We start from the raw sequence: 16944 nt of genomic DNA on the forward strand, positions 1-16944 counted from the left end.
ACGGAAGCCCGATTCATGGCAGGAAGCAGCTTGTTGGTGTTGATCGACGATATCGCCGCAGTACTCGATGACGTTGCCCTGATGACAAAAATGGCGGCAAAGAAGACCGCTGGCGTCCTGGGTGATGACCTGGCGCTCAATGCCCAGCAGGTCTCCGGCGTACGTGCGGAGCGGGAAATTCCCGTGGTATGGGCGGTGGCCAAGGGCTCCTTCGTCAACAAGTTGATCCTGGTGCCGGCCGCGTTGTTGATCAGTGCGTTTGCACCCTGGGCGGTGACGCCGTTGTTGATGCTCGGCGGTGCCTACCTGTGTTTCGAAGGGTTCGAGAAGCTGGCGCACAAGTTCCTGCACAGCAAAGACGAAGACCAGGCGCAACATGCGCAGTTGGTGGAGGCGGTTGCGGACCCGGCCACCGACCTGGTGGCCTTCGAAAAGGACAAGATCAAAGGCGCCATCCGTACCGACTTCATCCTCTCCGCCGAAATCATCGCCATCACCCTCGGCACCGTGGCCGATGCGCCTTTGATGCAACAGGTTATCGTGCTGTCCGGCATTGCCATTGTCATGACCGTGGGCGTGTATGGCTTGGTGGCCGGCATCGTCAAGCTGGATGACCTGGGCCTGTGGCTTACTCAGAAGCCTGGCCAGGCCGCACGCAGCATTGGTGGCGCCATCCTGCGTGCGGCGCCGTACATGATGAAGAGCCTGTCGGTGATTGGTACCGCGGCGATGTTCCTGGTGGGCGGCGGGATTCTCACCCACGGCGTGCCGGTGGTGCATCACTGGATCGAGACGGTCAGCCAGGGCGCAGGCGGGGTGGCGTGGTTGGTGCCGACGCTGCTGAATGGGGTGGCGGGGATCATTGCCGGGGCCGTGGTGCTGGCGGTGGTCAGCGGGGTGGGCAAGCTCTGGAAAACGGCTAAGGCTTGATCGCTCGACAATAAAAAAGGCCATTCAATCGAATGGCCTTTTTTGTGGGCGTTTACTCGGCAATCTGCAGCTTTCGCGATTCCGTATAGATGTAGCGCACCTTTTCGTACTCGAACGGTGAGTTCATCTGGCCATACCGGAAGCTGGTCTGATAACGCTTGTCCACTGCACGCAACGCCCAGATTTCCGGGTGGTTGGAGCTGACTTCGGACACGTTGAGGAAGTTGATCTGGGTTTCCGCGCCGTAGTCGACGATCAGGCCGGTGGTGTCGCGCAGGTTGGACGGGCCGAAGATCGGCAGCACCAGATACGCGCCGCCGGGTACGCCGTAGAAGCCCAAGGTCTGGCCGAAGTCTTCGCTCTGGCGCGGCAGGCCCATGGCGGTGGCGGGGTCCCACAGGCCGGCGATGCCGATAGTGGTGTTGACCAGCAGGCGGCCAGTGGTTTCCAGGGAGCGATGACCCTTGAGCTGTAGCAGGCTGTTCAACAGGTTGGGCACGTCACCCAGGTTGTTGAAGAAGTTGCTTACACCGGTGCGCAGGAAGCTTGGCGTGACGTAGCGGTAACCGTCGACTACCGGCAGGAACACCCATTGGTCGAAGCGGTAGTTGAAGTGGTAGACGCGACGGTTCCACGACTCCAGCGGGTCATACACGTTGAGCGCGGTAAGCGACGAGCGCTCGAACTCGCGCTGGTCCAGGCCTGGGTTGAACTTGAGTTTGGTCAGCGGTTCCTTGAAGCCATCGGAATCGACTTTGACTGGCTCGTGGGCCTTGCTGTTGTCGGCATTGGCCACGCCTGCGCACATCAGGGCGGCAAGCAGCAGAAGATATTTAGCCACGGAAGAACTCCAGCATGGCGTCGGCGTTGACGCGGTAATTGAGGTTGCCGCAATGGCCGCCCAGCGGGTAGACGGTCAAGCGATCGCCGAAGGTTTTACGCAGGAAGCCGAGGTCGCCCGGGCCGAGGATTACGTCGTCGGCGTTGTGCATCACGGCGATTTTCGGGCTGGTGTGCAGGTAGTCCTTGAGGGCGTACAGACTGACCTGGTCGATCAGTTGCAACAGGCTGCCGCCGTCGGAGCGGGCGCGCCACATCGGGATCACCTGTTCGGTGAGGTAGCAATCGAAGTCGCATTGCAGCGCACGCTTGAGGAACGGCGTGAGGCTGGTGCCTTCGGTGATCGGGTATTTGGGCGGGATGATCAGGCCGCGGCGGTTGATCAGGTCCGAGGTAAAGGCAATGTCAGCTGCCGAAAAACGGAACGAGGTGCCGATCAGCATGGCCATCTGTTCGTTGCTCAGGTGCTGCTTGGATTGCTGGAAGTCGTAGAGCAGGGCGTCGTTGAGGTCGATGTAGCCCTTTTGCTGGAAGTAGCGGGTCAGCTTGTTCAGCACCAGCTCATAGAAGGTGGTGGTGTTGTTGATGCCCTTGACCTCGGTCTGCACCAGCTTGTCGAGGTTGGTGATCGAGGTGTAGAGGTTGACCGGTGGGTTGAGCAGCAAGACTTTCTTGAAGTTGAAGCTGCGGCGGGTTTCGTCGAGTTTGCTGACGAATGCTGCGTCCAGCGCGCCGAGGCTGTAACCGGTGAGGTAGAAGTCGGTCACCGGCAACGAAGCGTTCTGCGCGCGCACGGCCTGCATCACGCGGTACATGTCTTCGGCGTCTTCCTGGGTGATCCCCGGCGTGGCGAAACGCGAGGCGGCACTGATGAAGTCGAAGCTGGTGGGCGACGACAGTTGCACCACGTGGTAGCCGGCCTGGTAATACAGCTTTTTCAGGTATTCGTTGATGCTGCTGTCGAAGCGCGCACCGGTGCCCGCGATCAGGAAGATCAGCGGCGCGGCGCGATCCTGTTTGGCGATGCGGTAGGTGAGTTTCTTCACCGCCCAAAAGTTGTCCGGCAGGCTGAATTCGCGCTCGGGGCGCATGTTCAGGGTGTAATCGGACTGGTTGATCTCGTCATCGCTCGGCAATTTGGGCCGAAGGTCAGGCGGGGTGGTGGCGATGGTCGCTTCAAACGGGTTGGTCAAAGGGTAGCCATAGCTGGCTTGGTCAATGTCGACGGCCAGTGCTGACGCACTCAGAAAAAGGCTGCCCAGCAGGGCAGCACAGCGCAAGGAACGGAGCATGACTTAATCCCTAAGAGGAAACGTGCTTAATGAAGTTCGCAGGCTATGACCGCCGCCCTATCGCCGAAGTGCCATCACGCGGCACGAAAAGTCGGAAAATAACGTCGGAAACGGGGTAATAGTAGCCAGACGATACACTTTGACACGTGTGGGTAAACATTAATTGTGTGTATGCACCTTGCTAACGCCCACTGGCGCATTAAGCTGAGCGCCGTTTTTGCCTATCGGAGTGCCTCATGTCCCGTCGTTTGCCGTTGATTCTGCTGCTTATTGCCCTGCCGCTGTGGCTGGCCGCCAGTTATGGCGCACGTTACGGCTTTATGGAAGATGGCCAGTGGGTGGGCATCTGCGCGGATGAAGCCAGCCGCTGGGAATGCCAGTTGCGCTCGAACCTGGGGTTGATGATTCACTTCAAGGTGCTGGGCTGGGCGGCGCTGATTACGTCGGTGCTGGCGTTTTTCGTGCCGGGACGGGCGGGGTGGGGGCTGGCCGTGCTGGGGATGGTGTTCGGGTTACCGGCACTGGCGTTGTACAACACCACGTTTGCGGTGTTTGCGGTGGTGATTGCGGGGTTGCGGTTGGTCAGGAAGCCTCGCGGCGTCTGATAGGGCCTCTTCGCGAGCAAGTCGAACCGTCGAACCGCCGCTCCCACACTTGACCGAGTTCCAACATGAGAATGCGGTCGAATGTGGGAGCGGGCTTGCTCGCGAAAGCGGTGTTAAGCCTTGCGCACCCGCAAGCACCGCCACAAAGCCCCAACCATCAGCACGCTGACCACCGCCCAACCCCAAGCCTGCTGATTCAAGAGACCTTCACGGTACAACTGCGGCGCAACGCCGGCACCGATGATAAAGGCCAGCAAGGCAATCTCCCGGCGCGGACCGGTGACCGGGCGAACCAGGTAAACCAACGCCGGCAATACCAGCGCGGCACTCGGGAAGCTGCGATAGCGCGGGTCAAACACCAACGCCAACATCATCACGGCCCCGGCAAACCCTGCAATCGCAATCAGCCAGCCAGCACGTTGCTCCAGCCAATTGAACGCCCGTTTGCGCCAGCCTTCGCGGGTACTCAGTGCCAAGGCGGCGTGAGCCAGCACCAGCAGGTTCAGCACCACCAGCAACCCCGCCCACACCCATTCATCGCTGAAGCGCGCGGTCACGCGGGTCAGTTCGGCCCAGGTGCCGATGGAGCAGGCCGCTACCGCCCCCAGCAGTGGCAGGGCCAGCGCGGCCCACGTGCTGCGCACACGGCCACCGAGCATCAACGTGCCGAGCAGGATGATTCCGCCAACGCCCAGCCACAGCGGCCAGTACGGCACATTGGTCACCGGGCCGGCAAGGATGCCCTTGTCCTGGCGATCCGCATCGAACAAGCCCCAATAACCGCCAACGGCGCCTTCGCTGGCACGCTTCCATGGCTGGTCAAACGCTTCGATCAGGTTGTAGTGCCAGCCATTGGCCTCGGCCATGGCCACAAAACCACGCATGAACTTGGCCTCGTTGACCCGGCTCGGCACGGCGGTTTCACGCTGGCGGCCTTCGCTGGGCCAGCCGGTTTCACCGATCAGGATGTCCTTGGGGGTAAACTTGTTGCCGAAGGTCTGGCGCACATCGCCCACGTGCTTGAGGGCCTGGTCGATGCCGGACGGGTCATCCTCCCAGTACGGCAACAAGTGGATGGTGAGGAAATCCACTGCCGGGGCGATTTCCGGGTGTTGCAGCCAGAACTCCCACACATCCGCGTAGGTCACCGGCTGTTTGATCTGGCTCTTGACCGTCTGGATCAGCTTCACCAACTGCGTGGCGGTGACTTCCTTGCGCAGCAGCGCTTCGTTGCCGACGATCACTGAGGTCACCACCTCCGGATGGGCGTTGGCCGAGGCGATCAGTTCGTCGATTTCCTTTTGGGTTGCCACCGGGTCACTGCTGACCCAGGCGCCGGCCATCACCTTCAGCCCGTGCTTGCGCGCCATGTCCGGCAAGGCTTCCAGGCCGGTCATGGAATAGGTGCGGATGCACTCGAAGCGGGTCGCCAGCAGGGCGAGGTCAGCGTCCATGCGCTCCGGACGCAGCGTGAATGGCTGGTCGAACGGCGATTGGTCTTTATCGAAAGGGGTATAGGACGCGCACTGCATCTTGTGCGTGGCACTGGCGACGTCGGGCAATACCACCGGCCGGCCGAGGCCATACCAGTAACCGATCAGGGCCAGCAGGCCGAGGATCAAGGCGAAAAAATAGGGCAGGGCGGGGAAGCGGGCAGTCGCGGGCATGGTCGGCTTAACTGTAGGAGCAAAGGCGCGCATCTTACCCGGATTTGCCCCGTCCCAGTGGGGCTGCATAATTTTGACATGCAAAGTTCGGGCGGGATTTTGACGTCAAGTCCTACAAAGCGTCCTACTGGCTATGTGATGTCGTTTCCTGCTTGTATGAGGTCGCTGACAGAGCAGGTCGAAGGCCCCGGCAGGTTGATGATCGAAGTGTCAGCACTCCACTGATGTCACTGCAACCGGATCGATGTGCGTGAAGGGGGCGCGGTGCACCACATAACAACAGGTTGACGTCGCTCGGCATCCGCCGGGCGCAGCACTTTCGGGGAAGTACGATGAAGATGCGACGACTCTTGGGCGCAGCTGCCACTCTGGTAGTTGCGATGAGCTCCACACTGGCCAGCGCCGACAGCAAGACCCTGAGCATCGGCTATGTGGACGGCTGGTCCGACAGCGTGGCTACCACCCACGTGGCGGCAGAAGTGATCAAGGCCAAGCTCGGTTATGACGTGAAACTGCAAGCCGTCGCCACCGGGATCATGTGGCAGGGCGTAGCCACCGGCAAGCTCGACGCCATGCTCTCCGCCTGGCTGCCGGTCACCCACGGTGAATACTGGGCCAAGAACAAGGACAAGGTGGTCGACTACGGCCCCAACTTCAAGGATGCGAAGATCGGCCTGATCGTGCCGGAATATGTCAAAGCCAAGTCCATCGAAGACCTCAAGACCGACACCACCTTCAAGAACAAGATCGTCGGCATCGACGCAGGTTCTGGCGTGATGCTCAAGACCGACGAAGCCATCAAGCAATACGGCCTCGATTACAAGCTGCAAGCCAGTTCGGGCGCGGCGATGATCGCCGAGTTGACCCGTGCCGAAGACAAACAGGAATCCATTGCGGTCACCGGTTGGGTGCCACACTGGATGTTCGCCAAGTGGAAACTGCGTTTCCTGGACGATCCAAAAGGGATTTATGGTGCTGCTGAAACCGTCAACAGCATCGGCAGCAAGGGCCTGGAGAAGAAAGCGCCGGAAGTCGCAGCCTTCCTGAAGAAATTCCAGTGGGCCTCCAAGGACGAAATCGGCGAAGTCATGCTGGCGATTCAAGAAGGCGCCAAGCCTGATGCCGCCGCCAAGGATTGGGTCACCAAGCACCCTGAGCGTGTCGCCGAGTGGACCGGTAAATAGCCCCCGAAGCGTCTAAATAGTACCTTGCAAGCCCGCCTGGCGTTTTCGTCAGGCGGGCTTTGTCGTTTCTGGGTCAAAGGCTGTCAATTCAATCACTGCAAAACTGGCGGCAACCCCGATGTCGTTCTAATACTAAGGTCGTCTGGAACCTCTACGGCAGCCGCATACAGTGGATACGTTCCAATAATAAAAAAGCTGTGCTGCGAGGATAAAAACAATGAACGACAGCATTTACCTCTCGATTCAAAACAGCCCGCGTTTCAAGGAGCTGGTGAGAAAAAGGGAAAGGTTCGCCTGGATTCTCTCGGCGATCATGCTAGGGCTTTACTCCGCTTTCATCCTGTTGATCGCCTACGGGCCACAAGTACTGGGGGCCAAGCTCAGCCCCGGTTCGTCGATTACCTGGGGCATTCCCCTGGGCGTCGGGCTGATTGTGTCCGCCTTCATCCTGACCGGCATCTATGTGCGCCGGGCCAACGGCGAGTTTGACGACCTGAACAATGCGATTCTCAAGGAGGCTGCGCAATGATCGGTCGTCTACTGACACTACTCGGCGCTTCATTCTTTGCTCCGGCCCTTTGGGCTGCGGACGCATTGACCGGCGAAGTGCACAAGCAACCCCTGAACGTTTCGGCCATCGTGATGTTCGTCGCGTTTGTCGGCGCGACCCTGTGCATCACCTACTGGGCCTCCAAGCGCAACAAATCGGCGGCCGACTACTATGCGGCCGGCGGCAAGATCACCGGTTTCCAGAACGGCCTGGCGATTGCCGGTGACTACATGTCGGCGGCGTCCTTCCTGGGGATTTCCGCGCTGGTCTACACCTCTGGTTATGACGGCCTGATCTACTCGATCGGCTTCCTGGTGGGCTGGCCGATCATTCTGTTCCTGATCGCCGAGCGCCTGCGTAACCTGGGCAAGTACACCTTTGCCGACGTGGCGTCCTATCGCTTGGGCCAGACCCAGATTCGCAGCCTCTCGGCCTGTGGCTCGCTGGTGGTGGTGGCGTTCTACCTGATCGCGCAGATGGTCGGTGCGGGCAAGCTGATTCAGCTGCTGTTCGGCCTGGACTACCACGTTGCGGTGATCCTGGTCGGTATCTTGATGGTGATGTATGTACTGTTCGGCGGCATGCTGGCGACCACCTGGGTACAGATCATCAAGGCTGTATTGCTGCTGTCCGGTGCCTCGTTCATGGCGCTGATGGTGATGAAGCACGTCAACTTCGACTTCAATGCCCTGTTCTCCGAGGCGATCAAGGTTCACCCTAAAGGTGAGGCGATCATGAGCCCCGGCGGCTTGGTGAAAGACCCGATTTCGGCCTTCTCCCTCGGGCTTGCGCTGATGTTCGGTACCGCTGGCCTGCCACACATCCTGATGCGCTTCTTCACCGTCAGCGACGCGAAAGAAGCCCGCAAGAGCGTGTTCTACGCCACCGGTTTCATTGGTTACTTCTACATCCTGACCTTCATCATCGGTTTTGGCGCGATCCTGCTGGTCAGCACCAACCCGGCATTCAAGGACGCCGCAGGCGCCTTGCTGGGCGGCAACAACATGGCGGCGGTGCACCTGGCCAACGCGGTAGGTGGCAGTATCTTCCTGGGCTTCATCTCGGCCGTGGCCTTCGCCACCATCCTCGCGGTGGTTGCTGGCTTGACCCTGGCCGGTGCTTCGGCGGTGTCCCATGATCTGTACGCCAGCGTGATCAAGAAAGGCAAGGCCAACGACAAGGATGAGATTCGCGTCTCGAAGATCACCACCGTTGCCTTGGGCGTGCTGGCTATCGGCCTGGGTATCCTGTTCGAAAGCCAGAACATTGCGTTCATGGTCGGCCTGGCGTTCTCCATTGCCGCCAGTTGTAACTTCCCGGTGTTGCTGCTTTCCATGTACTGGAAAAACCTCACCACCCGTGGCGCGATGATTGGTGGCTGGCTGGGTCTGGTCAGTGCCGTTGGCCTGATGGTGCTCGGCCCGACCATCTGGGTCTCCATCCTGCACCATGAAAAAGCCATCTTCCCTTATGAGTACCCGGCGCTGTTCTCGATGATCATTGCGTTCGTCGGCATCTGGTTCTTCTCCATCACCGACAAGTCGGCGGCGGCAGAGAAAGAGCGTGCGCTGTACTTCCCGCAGTTTGTGCGTTCTCAGACTGGCCTGGGGTCGAGTGGGGCGGTGTCTCACTAAGGTTATAGCTGGATAGGAAAATACCCCGGTCGAAAGGCCGGGGTATTTTTTTGTCTGGGTTATGTATTGCCTGGGTTATTGCTATCGCGGGCAAGCCCGCTCCCACAGGGGGTTGCATTTCAAATGTGGGAGCTGGCTTGCCTGCGATGGCGATAGAGCAAGCAGCACAAACAAAAACGGCCTCCACTAAGGGAGGCCGTTTTCATTACAAACAAGCAGCTAAGTGCTTACTTGCGATCTTCCAGCTGGGTGATGTCACGCGACTCGTAGCCGGTGTACAGCTGGCGCGGGCGGCCAATCTTGTACGGGCTGGAGAGCATTTCTTTCCAGTGGGAGATCCAGCCAACGGTCCGCGCCAGGGCGAAGATCACGGTGAACATGCTGGTTGGAATGCCGATCGCCTTGAGGATGATCCCCGAGTAGAAGTCGACGTTCGGGTACAGCGAGCGTTCGATGAAGTACGGGTCGGTCAGGGCGATCTCTTCCAGGCGCATAGCCAGTTCGAGTTGCGGATCGTTCTTGATGCCCAGTTCCTTCAACACTTCGTCGCAGGTCTGCTTCATCACGGTGGCGCGCGGGTCGCGGTTCTTGTAGACCCGGTGACCGAAGCCCATCAACTTGAACGGATCGTTCTTGTCCTTGGCCTTGGCGATGAACTTGTCGATGTTCGAGACATCGCCGATTTCATCGAGCATGGTCAATACGGCTTCGTTCGCACCGCCGTGGGCAGGGCCCCACAGTGCGGCGATACCGGCGGCGATGCAGGCGAACGGGTTGGCACCCGAAGAGCCGGCCAGGCGCACGGTAGAGGTCGAGGCGTTCTGTTCGTGGTCAGCGTGGAGGATGAAGATCCGGTCCATCGCCTTGGCAAGCGTCGGGCTGATCGGTTTGATCTCGCACGGCGTGTTGAACATCATGTGCAGGAAGTTTTCCGCGTACGTCAGGTCGTTGCGCGGGTACATCATGGGTTGACCCATGGAGTACTTGTAAACCATTGCGGCCAGGGTCGGCATCTTGGCAACCAGACGGATCGCGGAGATTTCGCGATGCTGCGGGTTATTGATGTCGAGGGAGTCGTGATAGAAGGCCGACAGGGCGCCAACCACACCGCACATGACGGCCATCGGGTGGGCGTCGCGACGGAAGCCGTTGAAGAAAGTCTTCAACTGCTCGTGAACCATGGTGTGGTTCTTCACGGTGCTGACGAACTGGGCTTTCTGCTCGGCTGTTGGCAATTCGCCATTTAGCAGCAGGTAGCAGGTTTCCAGGTAGTCCGATTTCTCAGCCAGTTGCTCGATCGGGTAGCCGCGATGCAGCAAAATGCCATTATCACCGTCGATGTAGGTGATCTTCGACTCGCAAGAGGCGGTCGACATGAAGCCTGGGTCGAATGTGAAACGGCCCGTGGCCGTCAGGCCCCGTACGTCGATAACATCGGGACCAACGGTGCCGGTTAAAATGGGCAGCTCGACGGGGGCTGCGCCCTCGATGATCAACTGCGCTTTTTTGTCAGCCATGTGGCCTCCTATTTATGCTTCAAATCATCAGACAGACCCCCCACGCAGGGCCCGCACCACTATATTGATATAAATCCAGATGTCAATTTGCCTAAAGTCTTGCAGCAGAAGGCTTTAACCGTACTTTTTCCTCGAAATTGCCTGCCATTTACGCCTTTTATTCCCCCAGCGCAATCCGCTATTAGGGTGAGGAGTGCGCGTTGTCATTAGTAACCTAACTGTCTATACTCGGCCACCGACCGCCAAGGGCTTTTGGGCTTGCTTTCATTGGGGGTCGCACTCCCTGGGTGGTGCTTACCTGACCAGTGCACTCCCCAACAACTTTGCCCTGATTGTTAGGGGCTCTTCAGTGTGAAAAAAAGCCGTGAATAGCCAACGACCTGTAAACCTAGACCTAAGGACCATCAAACTCCCCATCACCGGCGTTACGTCGTTCCTGCACCGTGTTTCCGGCATCATCCTGTTCCTGGGCTTGGGCATCATGCTTTATGCATTGAGCAAATCCCTGGGTTCCGAGGAAGGATACGCCGAGGTGAAGGCATGCTTGACCAGCCCGCTGGCCAAGTTCGTAGCATGGGGCCTCCTGTCCGCTCTGCTGTATCACCTGGTTGCCGGTGTGCGCCACTTGATCATGGATGCGGGTATCGGTGAGACGCTGGAAGGCGGCCGCCTGGGCTCGAAAATCATCATCGCCATTTCCGTGGTGCTGATCGTTCTGGCAGGAGTTTGGATATGGTAACCAGCGTTACGAACCTTTCGCGTTCGGGCCTCTATGACTGGATGGCACAGCGTGTGTCTGCGGTCGTTCTCGCGGCTTATTTCATTTTCCTGATCGGATACCTCGTCGCAAATCCAGGCATCAGCTATGAGCAATGGCATGGCCTGTTTTCCCACAATGCGATGCGAATCTTCAGTCTGCTGGCCCTTGTAGCCCTGGGCGCACACGCCTGGGTTGGCATGTGGACCATCGCGACCGATTACCTGACGCCGATGGCGCTGGGCAAGTCCGCGACAGCAGTACGTTTCCTCTTCCAGGCAGTCTGCGGCGTCGCGATGTTCGCTTACTTCGTCTGGGGTGTGCAGATTCTTTGGGGTATCTGATTCATGGCTAACATTCCAACTATTTCATTCGACGCCATCATCATTGGTGGCGGCGGTGCTGGCATGCGCGCTGCGCTGCAGCTGGCCCAGGGCGGTCACAAGACTGCCGTGATCACCAAGGTATTCCCGACCCGTTCCCACACCGTATCGGCCCAGGGTGGCATCACCTGCGCCATCGCCTCTGCCGATCCGAACGATGACTGGCGCTGGCACATGTACGATACCGTCAAGGGTTCCGACTACATCGGTGACCAGGACGCTATCGAATACATGTGTCAGGAAGGCCCGGCCGCGGTGTTCGAGCTGGACCACATGGGTCTGCCGTTCTCGCGTACCGAGCAAGGCCGCATCTACCAGCGTCCGTTCGGCGGTCAGTCGAAGGATTACGGTAAAGGCGGGCAGGCTGCCCGTACCTGCGCCGCTTCCGACCGTACCGGTCACGCGCTGTTGCACACCCTTTATCAGGGCAACCTGAAAGCCGGTACCACGTTCCTGAACGAGTACTACGCGGTCGACCTGGTGAAAAACGCCCAGGGCGAATTCGTTGGCGTGATCGCCATCTGCATCGAAACCGGTGAAACCACCTACATCCGTGCCAAGGCTACCGTGCTGGCGACGGGCGGTGCAGGCCGTATCTACGCGTCGACCACCAACGCCCTGATCAACACCGGTGACGGCGTCGGCATGGCGCTGCGTGCTGGCGTACCGGTGCAAGACATCGAAATGTGGCAGTTCCACCCAACCGGTATCGCCGGCGCTGGTGTACTGGTTACAGAAGGTTGCCGTGGTGAAGGTGGTTACCTGATCAACAAGCACGGCGAGCGTTTCATGGAGCGTTACGCTCCGAACGCGAAAGACCTGGCGGGTCGTGATGTTGTGGCCCGTTCGATGGTTAAAGAAATCATCGCCGGTAACGGCTGTGGCCCGAATGGCGACCACGTACTGCTCAAGCTCGATCACCTCGGCGAAGAAGTGCTGCACAGCCGTCTGCCAGGTATCTGTGAGCTGTCCAAGACCTTTGCCCACGTTGATCCGGTAGTTGCTCCGGTGCCGGTTGTTCCGACTTGCCACTACATGATGGGCGGCGTGCCGACCAACATCCATGGCCAAGCGATCACCCAGAACGCCGAAGGCCAGGACGAAATCATCCACGGTCTGTTCGCCGTAGGCGAAGTGGCTTGCGTATCGGTACACGGTGCCAACCGTCTGGGCGGCAACTCGCTGCTCGACCTGGTGGTCTTCGGCCGTGCTGCTGGCCTGCACCTGGAAAAAGCGCTGACCGACGGCATCGAATACGATGACGCCACCGACGCCAACATCGAAGCTGCCCTGGCTCGCCTGAACGCTCTGAACGAGCGCACTGATGGCGAAGACGTGGCTACCCTGCGTCGCGAGCTGCAAAGCTGCATGCAGAACTACTTCGGTGTGTTCCGTACCGGCGAATACATGCAGAAGGGCATCGCCCAGCTGGCTGATCTGCGCAAGCGCATCGCCAACGTCAAGATCAACGATAAGAGTCAGGCGTTCAACACCGCTCGTATCGAAGCCCTTGAGCTGCAAAACCTGCTGGAAGTGGCCGAAGCGACCGCAATCGCTGCCGAGGTTCGTAAAGAATCCCGTGGCGCCCACGCCCGTGAAGACTTTGAAGATCGCGATGACGAGAACTGGTTGTGCCACACCCTGTACTTCCCGGGTGACAAGCGCGTAACCAAGCGTGCCGTGAACTTCTCGCCGAAGACGGTTCCGACGTTTGAACCGAAGATTCGGACTTACTAAGGGTGGCTGCCATGTTGAAAGTCAGTGTTTATCGTTACAACCCTGATCAGGACGCCGCGCCGTTCATGCAGGAATTCCAGGTCGATACCGGTGGTAAAGACCTGATGGTGCTGGATGTATTGGCACTGATCAAAGAGCAGGACGAAGGTTTCTCCTATCGTCGCTCTTGCCGTGAAGGTGTGTGCGGTTCCGACGGCATGAACATCAACGGCAAAAACGGCCTGGCGTGCATCACGCCGCTGTCCGCCGTGGTCAAAGGCAACAAGCTGATCGTTCGTCCACTGCCAGGTTTGCCGGTTATCCGTGACCTGGTCGTCGATATGAGCATCTTCTACAAGCAATACGAGAAAGTTAAGCCGTTCCTGCAGAACGACACGCCGGCTCCGGCCATCGAGCGTCTGCAGTCCCCGGAAGAGCGCGAGAAGCTCGACGGTCTGTACGAGTGCATCCTGTGCGCTTGCTGCTCGACCTCTTGCCCGTCCTTCTGGTGGAACCCGGACAAGTTCCTGGGTCCAGCTGCCCTGCTGCAAGCGTACCGCTTCCTGGCAGACAGCCGTGACACCAAGACGTCCGAGCGTCTGGCTTCGCTGGATGACCCGTTCAGCGTATTCCGCTGCCGCGGGATCATGAACTGCGTCAACGTATGTCCCAAAGGCCTGAACCCGACTAAGGCCATTGGTCACATCCGTAACATGCTGCTGCAGAGCGGCGTGTAACTGACGTTGTAGTAAAAGCAGGACCGTTGTGCCCGTAAATGCTACGGCGCAGGCTTCAACCGGCGCCGTAGTTTTAACTTGAGCAGCGACTTACAAAGCCGCGGCTCTTATTTTGAAGAAATGAGACAAGCAGGGGCATTCGGGTTGGTACCCGAACTATCAGCGTGATCCTAAGTGGCTTGTTTTGGTCGCTGCACTTGGCCTTTTGCAAGCAAACTCGGTGTTTTCGCCGGTGGTGTCCCCAAATCGAGGGTGACCAAGCATGCAAGAAAGCGTGATGCAGCGCATGTGGAACAGCGGCTATCTTTCAGGTGGTAACGCTGCCTATGTGGAAGAGCTTTATGAGCTCTACCTGCACGACCCTAACGCTGTGCCAGAAGAATGGCGCACCAAATTTCAGACGTTGTCTTCAGACGGCAACGCTGCCACCGATGTATCGCACGCCACAATTCGCGATCAGTTTGTGCTGCTGGCAAAGAACCAGCGCCGCGCCCAACCGGTTTCCGCCGGCAGCGTGAGCAGTGAGCACGAGAAGAAGCAAGTTGAAGTATTGCGACTGATCCAGGCCTACCGGATGCGCGGCCACCAGGCGGCCCAGCTTGACCCGCTGGGGCTCTGGCAGCGTCCTGCACCTGCTGACCTGTCGATCAATCATTACGGCTTGACCAATGCCGATCTTGATACGACCTTCCGTGCCGGCGACCTGTTCATCGGCAAAGAGGAAGCGAGCCTACGCGAAATTCACGAAGCGTTGCAGCAGACATATTGCCGCACCATCGGCGCTGAGTTCACGCACATCACCGATTCCGAGCAACGCCACTGGTTCCAGCATCGCCTGGAAGGTGTGCGCGGTCGTCCGGTTTTGTCCGCTGACGTACGCAGCCACTTGCTTGAGCGCGTAACCGCTGCTGAAGGCCTGGAAAAATACCTGGGTACCAAATACCCGGGCACCAAGCGTTTCGGCCTGGAAGGCGGCGAAAGCCTGATCCCGATGCTCGACGAGCTGATCCAGCGTTCCGGTTCCTACGGCACCAAGGAAATCGTGATCGGCATGGCCCACCGTGGTCGCCTGAACGTGTTGGTCAACACCTTCGGCAAGAACCCGCGTGAGCTGTTCGACGAGTTCGAAGGCAAGAAGAAGGTCGAGCTGGGTTCCGGTGACGTTAAATACCACCAGGGCTTCTCGTCCAACGTGATGACCACCGGCGGTGAAGTTCACCTGGCCATGGCCTTCAACCCATCCCACCTGGAAATCGTTTCTCCAGTGGTCGAGGGTTCGGTCCGTGCTCGCCAGGATCGTCGTAACGACACCACCGGTGAAAAGGTCCTGCCAATTTCCATCCACGGTGACGCGGCGTTCGCCGGTCAAGGCGTGGTCCTGGAAACGTTCCAGATGTCGCAGACCCGCGGCTTCAAGACTGGCGGCACCGTTCACATCGTCATCAACAACCAGGTTGGCTTCACCATCAGCAACCCGCTGGACGCGCGCTCCACCGAGTACGCGACCGACGTTGCCAAGATGATCCAGGCGCCGATTCTCCATGTGAATGGTGATGATCCGGAAGCCGTGTTGTTCGTGACCCAGTTGGCCATTGACTACCGCATGCAGTTCAAGCGTGACGTGGTGATCGACCTGGTCTGCTACCGTCGTCGCGGTCACAACGAAGCGGACGAACCAAGCGGCACCCAGCCGTTGATGTACCAGCAAATCACCAAGCAGCGCACCACCCGTGAGCTGTACGCCGATAGCCTGACCAAGGCCGGTGTGGTTGACGACGCGCGTGTTCAGGCCAAGGTCGATGAATACCGCAACGCGCTGGACAATGGTCTGCACGTTGTAAAAAGCCTGGTTAAAGAGCCGAACAAAGAGCTGTTCGTTGACTGGCGTCCGTACCTGGGCCACGCCTGGACTGCGCGTCACGATACGTCGTTCGATCTGAAAACCTTGCAGGAATTGTCCGCCAAGCTGCTGGAAATCCCGGAAGGCTTCGTGGTCCAGCGCCAGGTGGCGAAGATTTACGAAGACCGTCAGAAGATGCAAGCCGGCGGCCTGCCGATCAACTGGGGTTACGCCGAAACCATGGCGTACGCAACCCTGGCGTTCGAAGGTCACCCAATCCGCATGACCGGCCAGGACATCGGCCGTGGTACGTTCTCGCACCGTCACGCGGTATTGCACAACCAGAAAGACGCGGGCACCTACATCCCGTTGCAGAACCTGTACGAAGGCCAGCCACGTTTCGACCTGTACGATTCGTTCCTGTCCGAGGAAGCGGTTCTGGCGTTCGAATACGGTTACTCGACCACCACGCCAAACGCGCTGGTGATCTGGGAAGCCCAGTTCGGCGACTTCGCCAACGGTGCCCAAGTGGTGATCGACCAGTTCATCACCAGCGGCGAGCACAAGTGGGGCCGCCTGTGCGGTCTGACCATGTTGCTGCCACACGGTTATGAAGGTCAGGGTCCTGAGCACTCCTCGGCCCGTCTGGAGCGTTACCTGCAGCTGTGCGCCGAGCACAACATCCAGGTGTGCGTGCCGACTACTCCGGCCCAGATCTACCACTTGCTGCGTCGTCAGGTGATCCGCCCGCTGCGCAAGCCGCTGGTAGTGCTGACACCGAAGTCGTTGCTGCGTCATAAATTGGCCATCTCGACCCTGGAAGATCTGGCGGATGGTTCGTTCCAGACCGTGATCCCGGAAATCGACACACTGGATGCGGCCAAGGTAACTCGCCTGGTCCTGTGCAGCGGCAAGGTCTACTACGACCTGCTGGAAAAACGTCGTGCCGAAGGCCGCGAAGACATCGCCATCGTGCGTATCGAGCAGCTTTACCCGTTCCCGGAAGACGACCTGATGGAGGCCATCGCGCCTTACACCAACCTCACCAACGTGGTGTGGTGCCAGGAAGAACCGATGAACCAGGGCGCGTGGTACAGCAGCCAGCATCACCTGCGTCGCAGCATGGGTAACCACAACAAGGCGCTGAACCTGGAGTACGCCGGTCGCGATGCTTCTGCTGCACCTGCATGTGGTTATGCGTCGATGCACGCCGAGCAGCAGGAAAAACTGCTGCAAGATGCTTTCACTGTTTAACGCCTTCGCGCTGACTGAAACCGAATTTTAAGGACCCA

Annotated in this window: 14 protein-coding genes; 10 read left to right on the forward strand and 4 right to left on the reverse strand. The window is 59.0% G+C overall.

Translation table 11 applies throughout. The annotated features are described in order from the left end of the window. Positions 1–15 precede the first annotated feature (15 nt). Entirely contained in the window at positions 16–930 is a 915-nt protein-coding gene (locus HX793_RS26045; protein ID WP_177051380.1) for a DUF808 domain-containing protein, read from the forward strand. Between the two features lie 52 nt (positions 931–982). Here the strand turns inward: HX793_RS26045 and HX793_RS26050 are convergent, their stop codons facing one another. Together HX793_RS26050 and HX793_RS26055 are read right to left on the reverse strand one after the other, a co-directional pair. Further along, positions 983–1771, reverse strand: a complete 789-nt coding sequence (locus HX793_RS26050; protein WP_016979571.1) for an MlaA family lipoprotein — start codon at positions 1769–1771, stop codon at positions 983–985. Beyond that, a complete protein-coding gene (locus tag HX793_RS26055) occupies positions 1764–3062 on the reverse strand; it encodes a serine protein kinase PrkA (RefSeq protein ID WP_016979570.1) in 1299 nt (432 codons plus the stop codon). Before HX793_RS26055 ends, HX793_RS26050 begins: the two co-directional genes overlap by 8 nt. Before the next feature lie 236 nt (positions 3063–3298). Between HX793_RS26055 and HX793_RS26060 the strand changes: the two genes are divergently transcribed. Continuing rightward, positions 3299–3667, forward strand: coding sequence for a hypothetical protein (locus tag HX793_RS26060; protein WP_177095856.1), 369 nt, complete (start codon positions 3299–3301; stop codon positions 3665–3667). Positions 3668–3780: 113 nt separating this feature from the next. Here the strand turns inward: HX793_RS26060 and HX793_RS26065 are convergent, their stop codons facing one another. After that, a complete protein-coding gene (locus tag HX793_RS26065; RefSeq protein ID WP_177095854.1) occupies positions 3781–5334 on the reverse strand; it encodes a glycoside hydrolase family 17 protein in 1554 nt (517 codons plus the stop codon). 332 nt (positions 5335–5666) lie between these two features. Between HX793_RS26065 and HX793_RS26070 the strand changes: the two genes are divergently transcribed. The 3 genes from HX793_RS26070 (at position 5667) to HX793_RS26080 (ending at position 8702) form a co-directional block, all read left to right on the forward strand. After that, the gene (locus HX793_RS26070; RefSeq protein ID WP_016979567.1) at positions 5667–6518 is read left to right on the forward strand and encodes a glycine betaine ABC transporter substrate-binding protein; all 852 of its coding nucleotides are present in this window, start codon (positions 5667–5669) and stop codon (positions 6516–6518) included. 217 nt (positions 6519–6735) lie between these two features. Continuing rightward, positions 6736–7047, forward strand: coding sequence for a DUF485 domain-containing protein (locus HX793_RS26075; RefSeq protein ID WP_016972153.1), 312 nt, complete (start codon positions 6736–6738; stop codon positions 7045–7047). Further along, a complete protein-coding gene (locus HX793_RS26080) occupies positions 7044–8702 on the forward strand; it encodes a cation acetate symporter (RefSeq protein ID WP_016979566.1) in 1659 nt (552 codons plus the stop codon). Before HX793_RS26075 ends, HX793_RS26080 begins: the two co-directional genes overlap by 4 nt. A gap of 227 nt (positions 8703–8929) precedes the next feature. Here HX793_RS26080 and gltA read toward each other — a convergent pair whose 3' ends face one another. Continuing rightward, positions 8930–10219: a citrate synthase gene (gltA, locus tag HX793_RS26085; protein ID WP_028615712.1), complete on the reverse strand. Its 1290-nt coding sequence runs from the start codon at positions 10217–10219 to the stop codon at positions 8930–8932. A gap of 364 nt (positions 10220–10583) precedes the next feature. Between gltA and sdhC the strand changes: the two genes are divergently transcribed. The 5 genes from sdhC (at position 10584) to HX793_RS26110 (ending at position 16906) form a co-directional block, all read left to right on the forward strand. Continuing rightward, positions 10584–10958, forward strand: a complete 375-nt coding sequence (gene sdhC / locus HX793_RS26090; protein ID WP_016979564.1) for a succinate dehydrogenase, cytochrome b556 subunit — start codon at positions 10584–10586, stop codon at positions 10956–10958. Next, the gene (gene sdhD / locus HX793_RS26095; protein WP_016974690.1) at positions 10952–11320 is read left to right on the forward strand and encodes a succinate dehydrogenase, hydrophobic membrane anchor protein; all 369 of its coding nucleotides are present in this window, start codon (positions 10952–10954) and stop codon (positions 11318–11320) included. Before sdhC ends, sdhD begins: the two co-directional genes overlap by 7 nt. Before the next feature lie 3 nt (positions 11321–11323). Next, a complete protein-coding gene (sdhA, locus tag HX793_RS26100) occupies positions 11324–13096 on the forward strand; it encodes a succinate dehydrogenase flavoprotein subunit (RefSeq protein ID WP_016979563.1) in 1773 nt (590 codons plus the stop codon). An 11-nt stretch (positions 13097–13107) separates the two neighbouring features. Next, positions 13108–13812 (forward strand): succinate dehydrogenase iron-sulfur subunit, encoded by a 705-nt coding sequence (locus HX793_RS26105; RefSeq protein WP_003172807.1) that lies wholly within the window; start codon positions 13108–13110, stop codon positions 13810–13812. Between the two features lie 262 nt (positions 13813–14074). Next, the gene (locus HX793_RS26110) at positions 14075–16906 is read left to right on the forward strand and encodes a 2-oxoglutarate dehydrogenase E1 component (RefSeq protein WP_177095852.1); all 2832 of its coding nucleotides are present in this window, start codon (positions 14075–14077) and stop codon (positions 16904–16906) included. Positions 16907–16944 lie beyond the last annotated feature (38 nt).

The sequence above is a fragment of the Pseudomonas reactans genome, from assembly GCF_013387025.1.
GTDB lineage: Bacteria > Pseudomonadota > Gammaproteobacteria > Pseudomonadales > Pseudomonadaceae > Aquipseudomonas > Aquipseudomonas reactans.

Excerpts from the sequence above, each read along its gene's own strand:
- HX793_RS26075 (WP_016972153.1), top strand. The coding sequence starts at position 6,736 with ATGAACGACAGCATTTACCTCTCGATTCAAAACAGCCCGCGTTTCAAG.
- HX793_RS26055 (WP_016979570.1), bottom strand. The coding sequence starts at position 3,062 with ATGCTCCGTTCCTTGCGCTGTGCTGCCCTGCTGGGCAGCCTTTTTCTG.
- HX793_RS26060 (WP_177095856.1), top strand. The coding sequence starts at position 3,299 with ATGTCCCGTCGTTTGCCGTTGATTCTGCTGCTTATTGCCCTGCCGCTG.
- gltA (WP_028615712.1), bottom strand. The coding sequence starts at position 10,219 with ATGGCTGACAAAAAAGCGCAGTTGATCATCGAGGGCGCAGCCCCCGTC.
- HX793_RS26110 (WP_177095852.1), top strand. The coding sequence starts at position 14,075 with ATGCAAGAAAGCGTGATGCAGCGCATGTGGAACAGCGGCTATCTTTCA.
- HX793_RS26070 (WP_016979567.1), top strand. The coding sequence starts at position 5,667 with ATGAAGATGCGACGACTCTTGGGCGCAGCTGCCACTCTGGTAGTTGCG.
- sdhD (WP_016974690.1), top strand. The coding sequence starts at position 10,952 with ATGGTAACCAGCGTTACGAACCTTTCGCGTTCGGGCCTCTATGACTGG.
- sdhA (WP_016979563.1), top strand. The coding sequence starts at position 11,324 with ATGGCTAACATTCCAACTATTTCATTCGACGCCATCATCATTGGTGGC.
- HX793_RS26080 (WP_016979566.1), top strand. The coding sequence starts at position 7,044 with ATGATCGGTCGTCTACTGACACTACTCGGCGCTTCATTCTTTGCTCCG.
- HX793_RS26105 (WP_003172807.1), top strand. The coding sequence starts at position 13,108 with ATGTTGAAAGTCAGTGTTTATCGTTACAACCCTGATCAGGACGCCGCG.
- HX793_RS26065 (WP_177095854.1), bottom strand. The coding sequence starts at position 5,334 with ATGCCCGCGACTGCCCGCTTCCCCGCCCTGCCCTATTTTTTCGCCTTG.
- HX793_RS26045 (WP_177051380.1), top strand. The coding sequence starts at position 16 with ATGGCAGGAAGCAGCTTGTTGGTGTTGATCGACGATATCGCCGCAGTA.